This window comes from Bifidobacterium sp. LH_419 (assembly GCF_056356955.1).
The window spans coordinates 11,866-31,942 of the sequence record NZ_JBKEVG010000008.1; the positions used below are offsets into that span (position 1 = coordinate 11,866).

Consider the following 20,077-nt stretch of genomic DNA (forward strand, 5'->3'; position numbering starts at 1 on the left):
GTGTTATAGGGGTCTCTCCCCCAGTCGGCTTCGCCGCCAGCCCCCTCGTCAGAGGGGGCTGAGAGAAAGCGGGCTCAGTCGTCGTTGCCGGCGGCGACGGCCGCGGCGGCGATCTGGGCGAGCTTGGCCTTCACGTCCGGCGTGGAGCCGGCCGGCTCCGGCGCGGGGGTGGTGCCGCGGCCATGCTTGTTCGTCTTGACGAACGGGTCGCCGCCGCGCAGCGCGTACGGGTCGTCGTAATCGGCGTTGACGATCGGCTTGTCATGCAGGATGAAGCCGCGGCCCTTGCAGGTCGGGCACTCCTCGGAGAACGCCTCCACCAGGCCCTGACCGATGCGCTTGCGCGTCATCTGCACGAGGCCGAGCGAGGTGACCTCCGCCACCTGGTGCTTGGTGCGGTCGCGCGCCAGGCATTCGACGAGTCGGCGCAGCACGAGGTCGCGGTTGGCGGGCATCACCATGTCGACGTAGTCGATCATGATCATGCCGCCGATGTCGCGCAGACGCAGCTGGCGCGCGATCTCCTCGCTGGCCTCGAGGTTGCATCGGGTGACGGTCTCCTCGAGCGACTTGCCGCGGCCGATGAAGCGACCGGTGTTCACGTCGATCGTGGTCATCGCCTCGGTGCGGTCGATGACGATCGAACCGCCGGACGGCAGGTACACCTGACGTTCCATGCCCTTGCGGAGCTGCGAGTCGATCTGCCACTTGTCGAACACGTCCTTGCCCTGATGGTCGGCCGGATCCCACTTCTCCAGCTTGTCCTTCAGGTCGGGGGCCATCGTGTCGAGGTACTCCTCGATGCGCTCGTACACCTTGTCGCCCTCCACGATGAGCTTCGTGAAGTCGTCGTTGAAGATGTCGCGCACGACGCGAATCGCCACGTCCGGCTCGCCCTGCAGCAGCTTCGGACGCTTGCCGTGCCAGAACTCCTCGCGCTTGGCGTTGATGCGCTCCCACTGGCGCACGAGGCTCTCCAGATCCTTGACGATCGCCTCCTCGCTCGCCCCCTCGGCCGCGGTGCGGATGATCACGCCCATGTCCTTCGGGGCGATCTTCGAGACGATGTTCTTCAGGCGGGAGCGCTCACGCTCCGAAAGCTTGCGGCTCACGCCGGTCATGCCGCCGGACGGCACGAGCACGAGGAAGCGGCCGGCGAGCGTGACCTGCGAGGTCAGTCGCGCGCCCTTGTGGCCGATCGGGTCCTTGGTGACCTGCACGAGCACCGGGTCGCCGGACTTGAACGCGAGTTCGATGCGGCGCGGCTGGCCTTCGAGGCGCGTCGCGTCCCAGTTGACCTCGCCGGCGTACAGCACGCCGTTGCGCGCCTGGCCGATGTCGACGAACGCCGCCTCCATGCTCGGCAGCACGTTCTGCACGCGGCCGAGGTACACGTTGCCGACGGTCTGCACCTCCTGGATGTCGGACACGTAGTGCTCGACGAGCACGTTGTCCTCCACCACGGAGATCTGCGTGTGCTGTTCCTTCTCGCGCACGACCATCAGGCGTTCGACGTTCTCGCGGCGTGCAAGGAAGTCCTGTTCCATGAGCTGCGACTGGCGGGAGCGTTCGCGGCGGTTGTCGCGGCGGCGCTGCTTCTTGGCCTCGAGTCGGGTCGAGCCCTCCACGTCGGTGATCTCGTCGATGTACTGCTGCTTGCGGGAGCGGCGCGCGACGATCTGCTCGTCGTCGCCTCCCTTGTTGCGGCGGCGACGGCGACGGCGCGTGACCGTCTCCTCCTCGTCGCGGGAGGCGCGCTCGTCACGCTCGTCGCGATCGTCGGTCTCGCGCGCGGAACGCTCGTCGCCGGACGTCTGGTCGGCCTTGTTGCGGCGGCGACGACGGCGGCGCGTGCGCGTCTCGTCGGCGTTCTCGTCGTTCTCCTCCTCGTCGATCGGACGGTAGGAGATGTCGTCGAGTTCGAGGTCCTCCTCGATCTGCTCGACTTCGGCGGCGGCGCGGCGCTCCTGCGCGTTGAGGCGGCGGTTGCGGCCGCGGCGCGTGCGCGTCGAGCCGGATTCCTCGTCCTGAGTGTCGGCGGCGTCGCGGTCATCACGCTCGTCGCGTTCCGAACGCTCGTCGCGGTCGTCGGCGCGCGTGTCGGCGGCGTCGCGGTCGGCGCGACGGCGACGGCGCGTGCGGCGGCCCTCGCGGGCGCCGTCCCCGCGCTCGTCGTCATGGTCGGAGCCCTCGCGCTCGTCGCGGGATTCCGTCTCGTCGTCGTCATCGTCGCGCGTGCGCGCCGATCCGGCCGGCAGCACGGGCTCCTGGAACAGCAGCGAGGTCATCGGCTTGGCGCGGCGGCCCCCGTTGTCGCCGCGATCGTCGCGGTCATCACGCTCGTCGCGATCGTGGATCGGCAGCACGTCGAGCAGCTCCTCGGCGCGTTCCAGCTGCTCGTCGTCGTCCTCGCGGTCGTCGCGGCGGGAACGGGAGTAGCGCGGGTAATCGTCGTCATCGTCGTAGTCGTCGTGCAATGCGGCGCGACGACGGCGCGAACGCACCGGACGATCGTAGTCGTCATCGTCGCGGGAGACGCGACGACGACGGCGCGACGGACGATCGGCCGGCTCGACGTCATCATCATCGTCGTCGAAGCGGGCGCGACGACGGGAACGCGACGGACGATCGTCGTCACGGTCGTCGTCATCGTCGTCGAAGCGTGCGCGACGGCGCGAACGGGACGGACGATCGTCGTCATCGCGATCGTCTCGGGAGACGCGACGACGGCGCGAACGCACCGGCGCCTCGTCGGCGTCGTCGGACGCGACGGGCGCGTCGTCGGACGACGACGCATCGGCGGTCTCCGACGGCTGGTCGGCGGCCGGCAGCTTCGGCTCCTCGAACATCGGCGCGGAGTGGTCCTCGACCTTCAGTTCGAGCGACGCGCCGGCGGCACCGGCGCCGCGCACCACGCGACGGCCGCCGCGACGGCGACGGGCGGGCGCGGGGGACGTGGACGACGATGCGTCGGCGGAGGAATCGGCGGATTCGGGTACGTTGATGTTCAGGGCGCCGACCTCGTCGGCCCCATCGTTGTTCACAGTGGGCACAATGCTCCTCGCCGGCATGCTGCACCATGCCAGGCCTTACTCAGGCTCGCTGCGGCTGTCACACCACGCTCTCACCGTGGCCGCGCATCGATTGCGCCCGCAGAAGCAAATCCAGTCAAAGTCTGTGCGGCTCGGACGGCGGACACCGGCGCTCGCGCGAAGGTTCGGGGGAAAGACCCGATGCGAGGGGATCGACGCCATCTGGCACGTCGGCGGCTTGCAGAACCGCCATCCTCCAGTATGCCACAACTTTGAGCGGAGCGTGTTCACGCACGGCCCATGTCTCCCGACGAATCAGACGAGCCAGGCAAGGAGGATGTCGGCGAGGAGTGGCAGTTCGGAGGCGGGCAGCTGCTCGTCGTGCTTGTGGGCGAGCAGCGGGTCGCCGGCGCCGAGGTTCACGGCCGGGATGCCGAGCTGCGAGAAGCGCGCCACGTCGGTCCAGCCGAGCTTCGCCAGAGGCTCGCGGCCGGTGCGTTCGCGCACGAGGTCGGCGAGCGAGACGGCGAGCGGCGCGTCCATGCCGGGGCGGGCGGACGGCGACTCGTCCTTCATCTCGATGCCGTAGCCCTCGAACACGCCGCCGGTGGCGACATGCTCGCCGTTGCCGAGTTCGGCGCCCGCGTCCGCGCCCATCATCAGTGCCTTGGCCTCGGGCAGCGTCTTGTCCGGCGCGAACCGGTAGTTGACGTGCACGCGGCATTCGTCGGGGATCACATTCGTGCCCTTGCCGCCGGAGATGAGCGTGGCGTTGAGGCCCTCGCGGTAGGTCAGGCCGTCCACCTCCACGTCCGCCGGCTCGTACGCGGCGAGACGGTTAAGAATGCCCGCCGCCTTGTGGATCGCGTTCTCGCCCATCCACGCGCGGGCGGAGTGCGCGGCGACGCCGTGCGTGACCACGTCGAAGCGGATCGTGCCGTTGCAGCCGCCCTCGATGCCGCAGTTGGTCGGCTCGCCGATGATCGCGAAATCGCCCTGGATCCAGTCGGGATGGCTTTCGACGACCTTCCTCAGGCCGTTCTTCTCGGCGGCGACCTCCTCATGGTCGTAGAAGACGAACGTGAGGTCGGCCTTCGGCGTGGTCTCGGGCGTGGAACCGTCAAGCACGGCGGCGAGGTACAGCATGACCGCGTCGGACGCCTTCATGTCGGTGGCGCCGCGCCCCCACAGCACGCGTTCGCCCGGGTGGGCGGCGGCCACGTCCTCGCGGATGAGCGGGTCGCCGGGTTCGAGCCACTTCGGCGGGAAGTTGTCGATGACCGGCACCGTGTCGATGTGGCCGGCGAGGATCACGCGGGAATCGCGTCCGAACGCGGTGGAGGCGACGACCGTGTCGCCGTGGCGGCGCACGTCGAGATGCGGGTAGGTCTTGAGGAACGACTCGATGTCGTCGGCGAGCGCGGTCTCGTCGTCGCTGACGGAGTACACGCCCATGATCTGGTCGAGCAGGGATTCGAGCTGTTCGCCGCGCGGCGCGGCGGTGTTCAGGGAAAGCGTCATGCCGTCCATCCTAACGGCGCGACGGCGCACGCAAGACGCGCGTCCCGTTTTCACTCCCCTCGGCCGACACCCCCTCAGTCGGCTCCGCCGACAGCTCCCCCTGAAGGGGGAGCAGCATACTGACTCCTTGCTCCCCCTTTGAGGGGGAGCTGGCTCGCGTAGCGAGACTGAGGGGGTTCCGCCGCACGTCCCGGCCATTGGGTGAGATTTCAGGGCGGAGGGCGAGGCGTTGTGCCACACTCAAGGTGACTGGTTCATAGGAAATCGAAGAATCGATAAGGACGACGAGGGGGCTTTACGGGTATGCCGGGTCTGTTGAGCGCGATGCAGGGGTTCTGCGTCATCGGCATCGTGATTTTCGTGGGCTATGTGGCGGCGCGCATGCGCATCGGCGGCCCGAGCGCGCAGATGGTGCTCAACCGCTTCTCGTTCTTCGTGTCGAGCCCGTGCCTGATGTTCGCGATCCTGTCGAAGGAGCCGATCTTCGACATCTTCCACCCGTCGATCATCGTGGCGTTCCTGTCGGCGCTGCTCGTCGGCGTCGTGTTCCTCGTCCTCAATCGCATGTTCTTCCATCTCAAGGCCCCGGACGCGACGATCGGCGCGCTGAACTCGCTGTACCTGAACTCGAACAACATCGGTCTGCCGGTCGCCACGTACATCCTCGGCAACGGCGCGCTGGTCGCGCCGATCCTCGTCATGCAGCAGGCGCTGTTCACGCCGATCGGCCTGACCGTGCTCGACGTGACCACGAAGGGCAAGGTGTCGCTCAAGGAGATCGCGAAGCAGCCGCTGCACCAGCCGCTGCTCATCGGCTCGCTGCTCGGCATCGTGGTCTCCGCGTTGAACGCGAAGCTCGGATGGTTCCCCGTGCCGAACTACATCTACGATCCGATCAACATGATCGGCGAGTCGGCGGTGCCGATGATCCTCATGGCGTTCGGCATGTCGCTGCACGGCACGAGGCCGCTGCAGCAGAAGGGCGACATTCCCGCGATCTTCACGGTGGCGGCGCTGAAGAACGTCGTGATGCCGATCATCGCGTTCCTGCTCGCCTACTTCATGATGGGCTTCCGCGGGCCGGAGCTGTACGCGTGCGTCGTGCTCGCCGCCCTGCCGACCGGTCAGAACGTGTACAACTACGCGGCCCGCTACAACGTGGGCCTCACGTTCGCGAGGGACGGCATCCTGATGAGCACGATGACCAGCCCGATCTTCATCGCCGTCATCGCGGCGATGCTGAGCTGACCGCCTCCAGCGAATCCACGATCGGGCAGCCCATGTCGCGCGGCAGCGGCACGCGCGCGCATGCCTCGACGCCGACCGCGTGCGCTCCGGCGGCGAGCGCGGCCGTCAGCCCTCCCGCCGAATCCTCGAAGACGAGGCAGTCGCGCGGATCGACGCCGGCCAGCCGTGCGCCGGCGAGGTAGGGCGCGGGGTCGGGTTTGTGCGCGAGCCCGTCGTCGCCGGCGACGAGTCCCGCGAACACGCCGGCGGGCGCGGCGGCGATGACGCGTTCCCCGAGCGAGCGCGACGAGCCGGTGACGAGCACGGACGGCACGGATGCGGCGCGCAGGGCGAGCATCAGATCCCATGCTCCCGGCGTCCACGGAATGGAGGAGGCGCCGTTCCCCGCGCCGCGATCCGCGCCCGCCTCGTACATGGCGGTCACGTCGGCGACGAGCCCCTGTATCACCGCGTCGGCGCTCTCCCCCACGCCGGCCTCGCGCAGGACGCGCGCGCAGACGGGCAGCGGCGCGGCGGTCATCGCGCGGCTCAGCGCGTCGCTCCATGCGACGCCGTGGCGTTCGGCGCACCGGCGTTCGGCCTCCACCCACATCGGGTCGGAGTCGACGAGCGTGCCGTCGAGGTCCCACAGCACGGCCCGCGTCTCGTACGTGCGGCCGCCCGCGGTGATGATGATGCGCGGCATGGCGTCTGTCCTGTTCATGATGTTCCTTTCGCAGCGGACGCGTTTCGCCGCACGCCGCCGGTCACGCCGTCCACGGTCTCGAAGGTCATCAACGGCAGGCCCGGCGTCTCCGACGAGACGCGCCGCCAGGTCGAGCAGGTGCTGCGCGACCACGGGTATTCGCGCCCGCTCGTGAGCACGAAGCTCTCCCCCACCATCGAGCTCGTCGTGGAGTACATCGAGCACAACGGCACGATGGAGCTCATCAAATACGCCTCGTACTGGGCCCAGCAGGAGGGCCTCGCGATCACCGTCACGCAGACGAACCACGGCGAGGCCACCGAGGAATGCTTCCGCGGCATCATCGACCGCAACCCCCAGGGCGTCATCATGCAGCAGATGGGCGGGCTCAACGATCTGGCGAAGTCGCTGCTGCGTTCGCGCGGCATCCCGATCGTCGTCATCGATCCGATCGACATGGTCGACGACGACGTGATGAGCGTGGCGATCGACAACTGGACCGCCGGCTACCAGGCGGGGCGTCATCTCACGTCGCTCGGCCACCGGCGCATCGGCGCGATACGCGGCCCGGAGAACCTGCAGACCGCGACCGCGCGGTTCAACGGCTTCGAGGCGGCGCTGCGGCAGGCCGGCGTGCCGCTTCCCGACGACTACGTGCGGCAGGGCGACTACTTCCCCGCCCAGACCAGCTACCGCGCGGCCTGCGAACTGCTGGAGCTGCCCGAACGCCCCACCGCGATCTTCTGCTGCAACGACCTGTCCGCGGTGAGCACCTACCGCGCCGCGCGCGAGCACCACATCGCGCTGCCCGGCCAGCTGTCGGTATTGGGCTTCGATGACATCTTTCCCGCGGATGTCCTCATGCCGTCGCTGAGCAGCGTGCACCAGCCGTTCGATGAGATCGGGCGGCGTGCGGTGCGGATGATCGTCGACACGCGCGAGGAGCGGGAGACGGAGCCGCACGTCATCCTGCCGACCAGCATCGTCGCCCGCGAGAGCACGGTGCCGCCGGCGCAGTGATGCCGCGCCGGCGGCGTCCGGACGGTCGCGGGCACGCGCCTACCGCAACGTGCCGCGCCTACCGCTCCCGATTCGCCGCGTCCGCGGCCAGCGCCCTGAGCCGTGCGTCGAAGCGCGGCCAGTCGGTCCTCATCGCCGTGAGGAGCTTCCGGTCCGGCACCTCGTCGATCGGCACCCAGGCGATCTCCATGCTTTCGTCGTCGTTCGCGCGCGGATGCACCTCGTGCCCCGGCTTCTCGAACGCGAACACGGTGGTGTACGCCCACGGCCCGTGGTCCTCGCGGTAGGAGCCGACCACCTCGATATCCTCCGGGGTGATGTTCGCCTCCTCGAAGCTTTCGCGCAGCGCGCCTTCGATCGGCGATTCGCCGTCCGCAGTCGCGCCGCCGGGGATGCCCCACGTGCCGCCTTCCGCCGACCATGTCGCGCGGTGCTGCATGACGACGTGCGTCACCTCGCCGCTCGTCCTGTCGCGGCGGGCGAGCAGCACGCCGGACGCGCCGTTCACACCCCAATGCTTGCGGCCGCACGCGCAGTCCACCCAGCCATCACCCGGCTGGTGCACGTTCTCCTTCGGCGGGATCTCGTTGCCGTCCTTGTCGAGCACGCCCGGCAGGTCCTCGCCGCGCGCCACGTTCCATAGGTCCGTCCAGTCGACGCCGAGTTCGCCGACGAGACGACGAAGCAGCGGCAGGCTGATGCCGATGATGCCGTGCGGGTCGCCGTCGATCGAGTCGATGAACGCGCCGCCGAAGCCTTCGAGCGTGAACGATCCGGCGACCTCCAACGGCTCGCCGGTCGCGATGTAGCGTTCGATGTCGCGGTCGGTGAACTCGCCGAAACGCACGGTCGCGTGGCTCGCGCCGCGCGCGACGCGTCCGGTCGCGAAGTCGATCACGCAGTGTCCGGTCCACAGCTCGCCGGTCGCGCCGCTCATGCGACGCAGCCGTTCGCGCGCCACGTCGACGCTGTGCGGTTTGCCGTAGCATTCGCCGTCGAGCAGGAACATCGAATCACAGCCGACGATCAGCGGTCCGACGGTCGAACGCGTCAATCCCGGCTGCAGCGCGATCACGTTGGAGATCGGCTCGGTGATGGTCGGCATGTCCACGCCGGAGAAATCACGCGTCGTGGCGATTCTGTCGCGCGAATAGTCGATGGTCGCGGGGTCGACGGCAGCGGCGTCGCCATCGCCGCCGGCCGCCGCGGCACGCGCGTCGGCGGCGATCACGCTCTCCGCACGCAACGGGTACGCGATGACGCGTTCGCCCGTCGCGGCGGCGGCCGTGGCCGCGACGTCGCGATACGCGCGGTGCACGGCGCCAGCCTTCGCGCCGGCGAGGATCGTCACGCGCCGCTCGATGGTGAGATCGTCGACGGTGACGCCGGATTCGCGGGCCGCCGCCTCGAGCGCGGCCGGCTCGTCGACGTGCGAGACGCGAATCGTCGGGCACACGCCCGCCGCATACAGCACGTCGCGGCGCGGCTTCGACTTCGATGCGAGAATCAGCGGAATGGACATAAGACTCCTTCGATGAAAAGCCTCCCTCTAACGAGGGAGGTGGCGCGCGAAGCGCGACGGAGGGAGAGACTAGCGGCGCACGACCTCCACGCCGGCGGTGTTGATAGGCAGGTGGAGGACTCGCCAATGCCCGGAGGCGAGCTGTTCGGCGGCGATCTCGTCGATGGCCGCGCGCGCGTCGCCGTAATGCAGGACGAGCACGCACGGGCCGGCGCCGGAGACGGCGGCCGCATACCCCTTGGAACGGAACAGACGGATCAGCTCGGTCGACGGCGGCATGAGCGCGCCGCGGTACGGCTGGTGCAGCTTGTCCTGCGTGGCGGTGAACAGCAGCGCGTTCGCCTCATGGCCGGCGTCGGAGCCCTCCGCTTCGGCGGCCCCGCCGGTCGTGGCGAGCACGGACGGGTTCATCGCGGCGGGCAGAAGACCCACGCGCGAGACGTTGTACACGGCGTCCTTGTACGGCAGCTCGGCGGGCAACGCCTGACGCGCCTTCTCGGTGGACAGCTCGTAGTCGGGCACGAACACGGCGGCGGTGATCGCCTTGTCGACCGGATAGTTGACCGTGTGGAAGCCGCCGTGCAGCGGGTCGCCGCCGGGGATGGCGACCGAGCCGACGCCCTCCGCGGTCTCGAAGTCCCAGGAGACGGTGAGGCCGCCGAACACGGCGGGCGCCACGTTGTCCGGGTGGCCTTCGATCTGCGCGGCCATGTCGAAGATGGCCGGACGGTTGAGCGCGCCGGGCTGCGCGAACGCGGCGGCCGCGGCGATGCCGGCGACGATCGCCTCGGCGGACGAGCCCATGCCGCGCGCCTGCGGGATGTTGTTCGTCGCCTCGAGCGTGAATCCGAGCCGGCCGAGACCGAACGTGGCGCAGGCGCGGCGGAACGTGGAGACGACGAGATGCGTCTCGTCGCGCGGCAGCGTGTCCTCGCCTTCGCCGTGGATGATGACGTGCGCGACGCCGTCGGCCGGATCATCGTTCAGCGTGAACGTGAGTTCGTCGTGGTAGTCGAGCGCGAGACCGACCGTGTCGAAACCGGAGCCGAGGTTGGCGCTGGTCGCCGGCACGCGCACCGTGACCTGATTGCAGATGGGGTTCATGGTTTCCTCTGGGAATCAGTCGAGGACGCGCAGGATGGACGGCTGGCCGGTGACGAAGTCGAGGGCCTGGACGGCCTTGACGGTCTCGCGCAGGGTGATCTCGTCGGTCGCGTGCGTGACGAGGCGCAGCTGCTGGACCTCACCGTCATAGCCCGGGGCCTTGAGGGACGGCTTGAGATCCTGGTTGACGCCGTTGATCGACACGCCGTTGCGGGCGAACTCGGTGGCGATGGCGGCCAGCACGCCCGGCTTGTCGTGGATGAGGAAGCGCACGGCGAACGCGGCCTTCGTCGCGTTGATCGGCGCCTTCTTCAGGTCCTTGTACAGCGGGATGGACGGGCCGGTGCAGCCGGCGGCGATGTGGCGGGCGACGGTGACGACGTCGCCGACGACGGCGGAGGCGGTCGGCGCGCCGCCGGCGCCGCGGCCGTAGAACATGAGATCGTCGGCGGCCTCGGCCTTGACGAAGATCGCGTTGAAGGAGCCGTGCACGCTGGCGAGCGGGTGGGTTTCGGGGATGAGCGCCGGGTAGACGCGCGCGGAGACGCCTGCCTCGCCGTTCTCGACGACGGCGAGCAGCTTGATGACCTTGTGCTCGGCGGTGGCGGCGGCGATGTCGTCGGCGGTGATTCTGGTGATGCCCTCGACGGAGACGTCGTCGATGGTGACGGCGGTGTGGAAGCCGAGCGTGGCCATGATGGCGGCCTTGTTGGCGGCGTCGTAGCCTTCGATGTCGCCGGTCGGGTCGGCCTCGGCGTAGCCCTTGGCCTGCGCGTCCTTGAGGACGTCGTCGAACTGAAGGCCCTTGGTGGTCATCTCGTCGAGGATGTAGTTGGTGGTGCCGTTGACGATGCCGAGCATGCTCGTCACCTTGTCGCCGACCAGGGATTCGCGCAGCGGGCGCAGGAACGGGATCGCGCCGCCCACGGCCGCCTCGAAGTAGATGTCGACGCCCTTGGCCTCGGCGGCCGCGTAGATCTCCGGGCCGTACTTGGCGAGCAGCGCCTTGTTCGCGGTCACGACGGACGCGCCGGATTCGATGGCGGCGAGCACGAACTTGCGCGCCACGGTGGTGCCGCCGATCAGCTCGATGACGATGTCGGAGTTCGTGGCGACGCTCATCGTGTCGGTGGTGACGATCGACTGGTCGATCCACGGGAACCGCTCGGTCTCCTTCGGATCGAGGCAGGCGACGCCGGTCAGTTCGATGGGGCGGCCGATGCGGGCGGCGAGCTCATCCTTCTGCTCGACGATGAGACGTGCGGTCTGCGAGCCCACGGTGCCGGCACCCAGCAGTCCGACGCGGATGGGGGTTGCGTTCTGGTCAGCCACGGAAATTCCCTTCTGATGGACGGCGAGTCTACCCGTCCATCCTACGGCCTCTTTCCGACACGCAACCCCTCGGTCGGCCCGCGCCGCCATCCCCTGCTCCCCCTTTTCAGGGGGAGCCGTCACACTCCGCATTCATATTCGCTTGGCTCCCCCTCGCAGGGGGAGCTGTCACGCTCCGCGTGACTGAGGGGGTATCAGGCGACCGGCCTCCGCCTCACTCGCTCACATCGAGCGCGAGCAGGTCGTCGATGGTCTGGCGGCGCAGCATCACATGCGCGCCGTCCTCCCCCACGCCCACGACCGCCGGAATCAGCGCCTGGTTGTAGTTCGACGCCATCGTGCGGCCGTACGCGCCGGTGACCGGCACGGCGAGGATGTCCCCTCGCTTGAGGTCGGCGGGCAGCCGCACCTCGTGCACGACGATGTCGCCGGACTCGCAGTGCATGCCGACGACGCGCGCGAGCATCGTCTCGTCCGAACCGCGGCGGTTGGCGAGACGGGCCGTGTAGTCGGCGCCATACAGGGCGGGGCGGATGTTGTCGCTCATGCCGCCGTCGACGGACACGTACACGCGTTCCGTGATCGGCTCGCCCGCCTTGTCCTTCGCGTCGCTCAGGTGCACGGGCTTGATGGTGCCGACACGGTAGAGGGTCACGCCGGCGGGCGCGACGATCCAACGGCCCGGCTCGAAGCTGATCGCCGGCGCGGGCATGCCGAGCGCGCGGTTGATGCCCGTGACCGCCTCGGCGAGGCGCGTGAGCTCGCGGCGCACGTCCATCGAATCTTCGCCGTCCGTGTACGCGACGGAGTAGCCGCCGCCCAGGTCGACTTCGGGCAGCGTGTACGCGTCGGTCGCGTAGAACGTCTTGCGCAGGAGCATCATGCGCTTGGCGGCCTGGATGAACGCGTCCGCATCGTGGATGTTCGAGCCGATGTGCGAGTGGATGCCGACCAGTTCGAGCGTGTCCTGATGGCGGAGGATGTCCTTGAGCACGGCGAGCGCCGGGCCGTCGGCCACGGTGCTCATCGCCTCGGCGAGCGCCTTGTCCGTCTCGGAGACCTGCTCGTGGCTCAGGTCGTACGGGTACTTCACGTCGTACTGGAGTTCGCGTTCGCCGTAGGCCGCGCCGTCTCGCTGCGTGAGCCGCGCGTTGGTCGCGGCGGGCGTCGCCGCGGTCGGTTCGGCGACGAGCGTGTCGAGCACGGCGAGCACGCCCGCGTCCGCGCCGGCGGGCAGCAGCGGCACGCCGAACTTCTGGTCCTCGTGCGCGGTGGAGATGTACTCGTGGCCGCCCGCGTGGATGCCGGCGGTGACGCGCAGCATCACCTTGGCGCGCTTGCCGAGCTTTTCGGCGATGGCGGCGATGCGCGCCGGCTCGTCGGGCGAGTCGACGACGATCTTCGCGAAGCCTTCCTCGATGGCGAGCGCGATTTCCTCATCGGACTTGTTGTTGCCGTGGAGCACGAGGCGGCGGCCGGGCGCGCCGGCGGCGAGCGCGATCCGCATCTCGCCCATCGAGCAGGTGTCGACGAGCATGCCCGCTTCGGTGACGATGCGCACGATCTCCTTGGAGAGGAACGCCTTGCCGGCGAAGCTCACGTGCGTGGTGGACGTGTGGAACGCGTCGGCGGCGGCCTTGACGAAGTGGCGTGCGCGGTCGCGCACCTCATCGGTGTCGATGAGGTAGAGCGGCGAGCCGAACTCGTCGATCAGGGATTCGGCGGTGCGCCCATGGAAGGTGAGCGCGCCGGTTTCAGGGTCGACGGCCGAGGCGGCCGGCCAGATCGGTGTGATGGGCATGGAATCTCCTTAGGTTTCGTCTACCCCTCAGTCGGCTATGCCGACAGCTCCCCTGTCAAGGGGAGCTGGGGTGGGGAACGATCACATCTTGTCCGGGGCGGAGACGCCGAGGAGGTCGAGGCCGGAGGCGATGACCGCCTGGACGGCGTCGTTGAGCTTGAGTCGGGCGGCGGCGCGGGCCGGTTCGGGGGCCTTGGCGATGCGCAGCGCCTCGCGTTCGGCTTCGTCGCCGCGCTCCTCGAGTCCGGTCAGGTCCATCGGCACGACGCGCTCCACGTTGTACCACTTGTGGTACGTGGCGGCGAGGTCCTCGAGGTAGCGGGCCACGCGGTGCGGGGCGCGCTTGTCGCCGGCCTCCTTGACGACGGCCGGCCACTGGGCGAGCGCGGCGAGCACCTCGCCGTCCGCCTCGGTGTCGAGCAGGCCGAGGTCGGCGCCTTCCGTGGTGACGTTCGCGGCGGCCGCGTTGCGGTCCACGTTGCAGGAGCGCGCGTGCGCGTACTGCACGTAGTACACCGGGTTGTCGTTCGAGTGGGAGGCGAGCAGGTTCAGGTCGATGTCGACCGGCGAGTTGTAGTCGGTGCGCGCGAGCGAGTAGCGGGACGCGTCCACGCCGATCGCGTCGACGAGGTCGTCGATGGTGACGACGTTGCCGGCGCGCTTGGACATGCGCACGGCCTTGCCGTCCTTGAGCACGTTGACGAGCTGTCCGATGAGGATCTGCATGTTCTCGCCCGGCTTGTCGCCGAACGCCTCGCACATGGCCATCATGCGGCCGATGTAGCCGTGGTGGTCGGCGCCGAGCATGTAGATCGCCACGTCGGCCGGGTCCTGCGCGCGGTGGCGCTTGTTCCAGTAGTAGGCGATGTCGGCGGCGAAGTACGCGAATTCGCCGTTGGACTTGATGATGACGCGGTCCTTGTCGTCGCCGTGCTTGGTGGACGCGAACCAGGTGGCGCCGTCCTTCTCGTAGATGTCGCCGCGACCTCGCAGTTCGGCGATGGCGCGCTCCACCTCGCCGTCCTGGTAGAGGCTGTTCTCGTGGAACCACACGTCGAAGTCGACGTGGAAGTCCTTCATCGACTTGCGGATCTCGTCGAACATCATCGGCACGGCGCGCTTGCGGAACTCCTCGCGCAGCTCGGAATCGGATTCGCCGATCGGCTCGCCGTCCGCGTTGAGGCCCTGGTCCTCGTGGCCCAGCGCGGTCAGATCGACGCCGTCGGCCTTGGCCTCGGCCTCGACGCGACGGGCGATCTCGTCGATGTACGCGCCCTTGTAGCCGTCGAACGGGGTCTCGGTCTGGTAGCCCTGCGCGCCCAAATCGTTGTCGTGCGCCCAGGCGGCGACGAGGGACTTGGCGAAGCGGTTGATCTGCTCGCCGTGGTCGTTGAAGTAGTATTCGCGCACGACCTTCGCGCCGTTGGCTTCGAGCACGCGGGCCATCGAATCGCCGGTGGCGGCCCAGCGGGTGCCGCCGATGTGGATCGGGCCGGTCGGGTTGGCGGAGACGAACTCGAGGTTCAGGGTCTCGCCGCCGAGATGGTCGTTGCGGCCGAACGCGGAGACGCCGGCGTCGGTGCGCGGCGCGGCGAGCACCGCGTCGACGACGGCCGCGGCGGACGCGGAGTCGAGGGTGATGTTGATGAAGCCGGGGCCGGCGACCTCCACCTTGGCGATGCCGTCGGCGGCGGTGAGTTCGGCGGCGAACAGGTCGGCCAGGTCGCGCGGCTTCATGCCGGCCTTCTTGGCGAGCTGCATCGCGGCGTTCGACGCCCAGTCGCCGTGCGCGCGGTCCTTCGGACGCATGACGGCGAATTTGGCGACCGGCGGGATGAGGTCTTCGGTGAGCTGTCCGGCCTTTCCGGCGGCGACAAGCTCGTGGGCAATACGCGAAATGAGTTCGCTCAACGCTTCAGGATTCATTCTTCCAAGAATACCGACCGCGCCGACGTTCCCCCCGTCCATCGTCATCATCGTCCCTCCCAAGCCGACCGGCGCAAGAAATCCCGGAAAACATCCCCGTCATCCCGGATTTCTTGTACTGACCGTCTCCCAGCACAAGAAATCCCGGAAGCCGACCCACATTCCCGGGATTTCTTGCACTGACCACGTCTCAGCGCAAGGAATCCCGGACGATACGGATTATTCCCGGGAATTCTTGCGCTGCACCGTCACGACACCGCAACGTCACCGACCAGTGGCGCTGCCGCGCCGACGTTCCAGCAGATGGTAGCCGCCGTAGCACAGCGCGACGAACGGGACCATATAGAACAACGTCGAACGCTGCGTCTCGTCGAGCACGACGAGCACCAGCGCGCCGATGCACATCACGATCGCCATCCACGGCAATACCGGGAATCCCGGCGCACGGTAGCCGAGCTCCTCCGCCGTATGGCCGCCCGCCTTCCACTCACGCCGGAACCGCAGGTGGCACACGCATACCGAAAACCACACGACCAGCGTCGCGAGGCCGGAGACCGCGACCAACACGAGATACACGGTGGACGCGGCGACCACGGACGACAGTAGCGCGAGCAGCGAACCCGCCATCGAGAACAGCACCGCCCACACGGGCACGCCGCGGAAGTTCGTCTTCGCGAACCGCGCCGGAATCAGACGCTCCTTCGCGAGCGACCACACCATGCGCGAGCACACATACAGACCGGAGTTCGCGGCCGACAGCACCGCCGTCAACACGACGAAGTTCATCACGTCGCCGGCGAACGGCATGCCGATCGACTGGAACACGAGCACGAACGGACTGGTCTCCACGCCCGCCTTGTGCCACGGAATCAACGCGGCCATCACGAGAATCGAACCGATGAAGAAGATCGCGAGACGCAGCACGGTCGTGTGCACGGCCTTCGGAATCGCGCGCGAAGGATCCTTCGTCTCGCCGGCCGCGACGCCCACCACCTCGGTGCCGGAGAACGCGAACACGACGGTGAGCAGCGTGGAGAACACGGGCGCGAAGCCGTTCGGGAACCACCCGTCGGCCGTGAAGTTGCCGAACAGCGGCGCGTGCGTGTAGCCGGCGATCGGTATCGCGCCGAAGATCGCGAGCAGGCCGATGACGATGAACGCGACGATCGCGAACACCTTGATCGATGCGAACCAGAACTCCGCCTCACCGTAGAGGCGTACGGACAGGATGTTGAGCGCGAACACGACGGCGATGAACACCGCCGACCACACCCATGCGGGCGAATCGGGGAACCAGCGTTGCATGAGCAGGCCCGCCGCCGTGAACTCGCTGGCGAGCGCCACCGCCCAGTTGAGCCAGTAGAGCACGGCGATCACGAACGCGGTGCCGGGGCCGATGAAGCGTTTCGCGTACATGTGGAAGCTGCCCGCGTACGGCATCGCGACGGACAGTTCGCCGAGCGAGACCATCACGCAGTAGACGAGCACGGAGCCGACCGCGTACGCGAGGATCGCGCCGAGCGGGCCGGCCTGGTGGATCGTGTAGCCGGACGAGACGAACAGGCCGGTGCCGATCACGCCGCCGAGCGAGATCATCGTCAGGTGGCGCGACTCCATCTTGCGTTCGAGGCCGTTGTCCTGTGTGTCGTCGGAATTGCCGGCGTGGGCCATGCTGGGACTCCTTATATCATCCGTGTCAAGTCGTCATGCGGCGACTACCGTATGATACCAACGCCCGCACCGTGGGGAACGCGGCCTCCGACGGAACGACGAGGCCGGCCGGACGCCCGATCGGGGAGTCCGACCGGCCTCGGTCGATCATTCAGTCGATTTCAGTCGACTTCACTGGATCTCGATTGAGATCAGTCGATCTCCAGGATGAAGTCCCAGCCGGCGGCCGAATCGCCGCCGTCGGGACGGAACCGCAGCAGGCCTTCGCCGCTGGGTGTCGTCGTGCGGAGCGTCACCTTGACCTTCTGCCCGGGAGCGAGGCTCTTGGGCAGGGCGGGCGTCGGGATGAGCACGTGCGTGGCGCCGGCGTTGTCGAGCACGTCGAACACGGCCTTGTCGAGGGAGACGGCCTTGCCGCCCTTCGCCGCGGTGTTGGTGATCGTGACGGGGAACGAGGCGGGGACGGCCGAATCGTTCGTCTTGCCGGTGGACGGGTAGCTGGGGCCTCCGATGTCGACGCGCACCTCGCCATCACCGACCTTGACGAGCACCGAGCTGCCCGGGTAGGACAGCGCCGGATTGCCGGTCGTGCCGCGGACGGTCTTCACCGTGCCGTCGGTCTTGGGCAGGTAGCTCGGCATCGAGCCGATGCTGTCCGCCACGGACTGGGACGAGGCCGACGAGCTGCCTCCGCAGGCGGCCAGCGAGGCCGTCATGGCGGCCACGCTGAGGAGGATCGCCGCGATTCGCAATGTCTTGGTCGTGCTGCGCATCATGCCTCCTTATCGCGTTCCGTGACGACGGCGCAGGACCAGCGTCACGCCTGCGACGACGAGCAGGACCACCACGGCGCCGGCGATGCCGGCCACCGCGACGCCCGTGCGCGACAGGCCGTTGCCCTTGGCTCCGGCCCGCGTGGCGGCGTTCGCGTTCTGGTGCTTGCCGGCGTTCTGACCGGACTGACCGGACTGGTTGCCGGCACCGGACTGATTACCGGCGTTGTTGCCGTTGTTATTGCCATTGTTGTTGCCGTTGTTGCCACCGTTGCCGCTGTTGTCGGAGGCGGCGTTGGTGAACACGTCGGTGCCGAACGGGGTGAGGCCGTCCTGCGCGGCGAAGCCGAGGTGGCCCTTGCCGTCGAGACCGCCGCTGACGGAGCCGGCGGTCAGCGGCTTCGTATCGGTGCCCTTAGAGACCTGGAAGATGTCCTCCATGGTGCGCAGCCACGAGTAGTGGTTGTAGTTCGTGGTGGACACGGTGCCGGGCTTGATGAGCGGGGAGATGAGCACGGAGCCGGTGGCGCCGCCGCCGGGGGTGGCATCCTGCGCGTCGAAGGTGGACAGCGGGGATTCGCCCTCGTTGAGGTGGCCCGGGATGCCGAGCGCGGAGAGCGTGACCTTGGTCACGGCCGCGGTGGTCTGCAGCGGGTTGCCCTGCTGGTCGACGATCTTGAAGGAGGAGTCCACGACCGGCTTGGAGTCGTCGGTGTTCGGGCCCTCGTTCACGACGGAGCCGACGTAGGCGCCGTCGGGGATGCCCTCGCCGGTGACCTTGCGGCCGATGTCGGTGACGTTCACCGAACCCTGGATGGTGTCGGTGCCCGCGGGGGCGCTCACGTCGAGGTCATCCGCGCCGGAGAAGCCGGAGCTCGTGTTCTTGGCACCGGGCACGCAGTTGCTCTTGTCGGCGTTCACCAGATCGGCGTCCTGCGGATCGTCGCACGACGGCGGACGGGTGATGTAGCCGTTGTCGCCGGAGCCCGGGTAGAGCTGGTTGCCGTTGGCGTCCTGCGCGAGCGGGGTGTTCGGGCCTTCCGGCTCCCAGTTGACGTTCTGGCCGTTGATGTTCTGGCCGGCGAGATCGGCCTGGATGTAGTTCTTGGCCATCGGGCCGGGCTGCGGGAAGGTGCCGGCGGAGTACTGCTTGTAGCCTTCCTGGAAGTCCTTGATGGTGGGGACCTGGTACTGGTAGCGCTCGTTCTTGGCGGCGTCCTTCGCGACGTCACTGTCATCGGTGGCGTTGTTGAACGACATGCCGTAGAACGGCGGGTTCGCCTCGTCGAACGTGATGTCGATCAGGCCGCCGTCCTTGAACGCGTCGGAGCGTTCGATGAGCGGGACGTAGTAGCGCAGCCACAGGTCGGCCGCGTACAGGCCGCCGGTGTGGTTCTTCGGCGCGGTGTTGAGCGGCTTCGTGTAGTCGGGCTGGAGGTTGTCGTCGAACAGGCCGGACATGTTGTTGCCCTTGCAGACCGCGTCATGCGCATCGGAGCAGTTGTTCGGCGTGATCCAGTTGAACGCCGGAACCTGGTCGGCGGGCTTCTTCAGGTCGGCGATGAGGCCGTAGTTGGCGTCGTCGAGGTTGGCGATGTGGTTCTCGTCGGTCATCGTGCCGCCGTTGGCCGGCTTGGTCAGCGAGTCGTTGCCGGTGTTGTCGTCGCCGATGATGGAGTGGAACCACGGGAACGGGAAGTGCTTGGCGACGTACTGGTCGTTGGCCTGGGCGCCGGTGAACGAAGTGATGCCGTTCTGCTTGTCGGTCGCCGAGGGCGTCATGGTCTTCGGGTTGTTGGTCGGGTCGTTCTCGCGGGTGCCGGGCGCGCCGCCGAGGCCGTCCTCACGGCCGGGCTGGTTGCGCAGGTCCTGCGCGTAGCCCTTCCAGGTCTTGCCCGCGGCGTCGAGCTGGTTGAACAGCGTCGGGGCGTCCTTCGGCAGGGTGCAGCCGTTGTCGCCGTTCTTGGCGTTCGGGCCGGCCGGGGACTTCACCTGGCCGTAGTTGTCGTACTGGCCGAACTGCTTGTCGCCGGTGTGCTCGGTGATGATGTCGGAGTTCTTGCCGAAGTCGAAGTTCCGGACACCGCAGTCCTCCTGCAGGTCCTTCGACGTGGCCTGGCCGGAGACCAGCGTGATGTAGTTGTCCATGCTGTAGTGGCCGGTGCCGTAGTAGTTCGTGAGCAGCGCGCCCTGGGCGGGGAGTTCCTTCCACAGGTAGCTGTTCTGGTTCAGTCCGGTGAACGTGGCGTCATACGACTTGTTCTCGAGGATGATGGTCCACACGTGCTTGATCTGGCCGGGCTTGAGTCCGGTGGACGTGATGGTGGTTTCGGAAGGCTGGGTCGACGGGTTGTCATTCGCATAGGCCGCCGGGGTGGTCAGTGCAAAGCAGCTCGCGGCTACTAGAGCGGCGATGCCCGCTCTTCTCATATACATATATGC

General features: G+C 68.1%; 12 protein-coding genes and 1 pseudogene. 2 read left to right on the plus strand and 11 right to left on the minus strand.

Annotated features, from left to right (window positions below; genetic code table 11):
• Positions 1-74: 74 nt before the first annotated feature.
• Together AC1AYX_RS06370 and dapE are read right to left on the minus strand one after the other, a co-directional pair.
• Positions 75-3,071: an Rne/Rng family ribonuclease gene (locus AC1AYX_RS06370; RefSeq protein ID WP_476502727.1), complete on the minus strand. Its 2,997-nt coding sequence runs from the start codon at positions 3,069-3,071 to the stop codon at positions 75-77.
• Between the two features lie 276 nt (positions 3,072-3,347).
• Complete coding sequence (dapE, locus tag AC1AYX_RS06375) at positions 3,348-4,553, minus strand: succinyl-diaminopimelate desuccinylase (protein ID WP_476502728.1); 1,206 nt, start codon at positions 4,551-4,553, stop codon at positions 3,348-3,350.
• A gap of 303 nt (positions 4,554-4,856) precedes the next feature.
• Between dapE and AC1AYX_RS06380 the strand changes: the two genes are divergently transcribed.
• Entirely contained in the window at positions 4,857-5,801 is a 945-nt protein-coding gene (locus AC1AYX_RS06380) for an AEC family transporter (RefSeq protein WP_476502729.1), read from the plus strand.
• On the opposite strand, the gene AC1AYX_RS06385 is transcribed toward AC1AYX_RS06380, so the two are convergent.
• Positions 5,779-6,504, minus strand: coding sequence for an HAD family hydrolase (locus AC1AYX_RS06385; RefSeq protein WP_476502730.1), 726 nt, complete (start codon positions 6,502-6,504; stop codon positions 5,779-5,781). The two genes, AC1AYX_RS06380 and AC1AYX_RS06385, sit on opposite strands and share 23 nt — an antisense overlap.
• Positions 6,505-6,546: 42 nt before the next feature.
• Here AC1AYX_RS06385 and AC1AYX_RS06390 point away from each other — a divergent pair.
• Positions 6,547-7,506: pseudogene (locus tag AC1AYX_RS06390) on the plus strand (substrate-binding domain-containing protein); the annotation flags it as partial.
• A 58-nt stretch (positions 7,507-7,564) separates the two neighbouring features.
• On the opposite strand, the gene AC1AYX_RS06395 reads toward AC1AYX_RS06390, so the two are convergent.
• From AC1AYX_RS06395 to AC1AYX_RS06430, 8 genes are all read right to left on the minus strand, one after another.
• A complete protein-coding gene (locus AC1AYX_RS06395; protein ID WP_476502731.1) occupies positions 7,565-9,028 on the minus strand; it encodes a Maf family protein in 1,464 nt (487 codons plus the stop codon).
• Between the two features lie 69 nt (positions 9,029-9,097).
• Positions 9,098-10,132: a homoserine kinase gene (locus AC1AYX_RS06400; protein WP_476502732.1), complete on the minus strand. Its 1,035-nt coding sequence runs from the start codon at positions 10,130-10,132 to the stop codon at positions 9,098-9,100.
• A 15-nt stretch (positions 10,133-10,147) separates the two neighbouring features.
• Positions 10,148-11,464 (minus strand): homoserine dehydrogenase, encoded by a 1,317-nt coding sequence (locus tag AC1AYX_RS06405; protein ID WP_476502733.1) that lies wholly within the window; start codon positions 11,462-11,464, stop codon positions 10,148-10,150.
• A 214-nt stretch (positions 11,465-11,678) separates the two neighbouring features.
• Complete coding sequence (locus tag AC1AYX_RS06410) at positions 11,679-13,265, minus strand: diaminopimelate decarboxylase family protein (RefSeq protein WP_476502734.1); 1,587 nt, start codon at positions 13,263-13,265, stop codon at positions 11,679-11,681.
• Between the two features lie 81 nt (positions 13,266-13,346).
• Entirely contained in the window at positions 13,347-15,191 is a 1,845-nt protein-coding gene (argS, locus tag AC1AYX_RS06415) for an arginine--tRNA ligase (protein ID WP_476502735.1), read from the minus strand.
• A gap of 264 nt (positions 15,192-15,455) precedes the next feature.
• The gene (locus AC1AYX_RS06420) at positions 15,456-16,862 is read right to left on the minus strand and encodes an amino acid permease (RefSeq protein WP_476502736.1); all 1,407 of its coding nucleotides are present in this window, start codon (positions 16,860-16,862) and stop codon (positions 15,456-15,458) included.
• Positions 16,863-17,053: 191 nt separating this feature from the next.
• Positions 17,054-17,638 (minus strand): hypothetical protein, encoded by a 585-nt coding sequence (locus AC1AYX_RS06425; RefSeq protein ID WP_476502737.1) that lies wholly within the window; start codon positions 17,636-17,638, stop codon positions 17,054-17,056.
• Between the two features lie 6 nt (positions 17,639-17,644).
• On the minus strand, positions 17,645-20,071 hold the full coding sequence (locus AC1AYX_RS06430) for an alkaline phosphatase family protein (RefSeq protein ID WP_476502738.1): 2,427 nt from the start codon (positions 20,069-20,071) through the stop codon (positions 17,645-17,647).
• Positions 20,072-20,077 lie beyond the last annotated feature (6 nt).

Bases quoted from the DNA above. Each gene is read 5' to 3' on its own strand.
- AC1AYX_RS06430 (WP_476502738.1), bottom strand. From the start codon at position 20,071: ATGTATATGAGAAGAGCGGGCATCGCCGCTCTAGTAGCCGCGAGCTGC.
- AC1AYX_RS06420 (WP_476502736.1), bottom strand. From the start codon at position 16,862: ATGGCCCACGCCGGCAATTCCGACGACACACAGGACAACGGCCTCGAA.
- AC1AYX_RS06410 (WP_476502734.1), bottom strand. From the start codon at position 13,265: ATGCCCATCACACCGATCTGGCCGGCCGCCTCGGCCGTCGACCCTGAA.
- AC1AYX_RS06385 (WP_476502730.1), bottom strand. From the start codon at position 6,504: ATGAACAGGACAGACGCCATGCCGCGCATCATCATCACCGCGGGCGGC.
- argS (WP_476502735.1), bottom strand. From the start codon at position 15,191: ATGAATCCTGAAGCGTTGAGCGAACTCATTTCGCGTATTGCCCACGAG.
- dapE (WP_476502728.1), bottom strand. From the start codon at position 4,553: ATGACGCTTTCCCTGAACACCGCCGCGCCGCGCGGCGAACAGCTCGAA.
- AC1AYX_RS06425 (WP_476502737.1), bottom strand. From the start codon at position 17,638: ATGATGCGCAGCACGACCAAGACATTGCGAATCGCGGCGATCCTCCTC.
- AC1AYX_RS06395 (WP_476502731.1), bottom strand. From the start codon at position 9,028: ATGTCCATTCCGCTGATTCTCGCATCGAAGTCGAAGCCGCGCCGCGAC.
- AC1AYX_RS06400 (WP_476502732.1), bottom strand. From the start codon at position 10,132: ATGAACCCCATCTGCAATCAGGTCACGGTGCGCGTGCCGGCGACCAGC.
- AC1AYX_RS06370 (WP_476502727.1), bottom strand. From the start codon at position 3,071: ATGCCGGCGAGGAGCATTGTGCCCACTGTGAACAACGATGGGGCCGAC.
- AC1AYX_RS06380 (WP_476502729.1), top strand. From the start codon at position 4,857: ATGCCGGGTCTGTTGAGCGCGATGCAGGGGTTCTGCGTCATCGGCATC.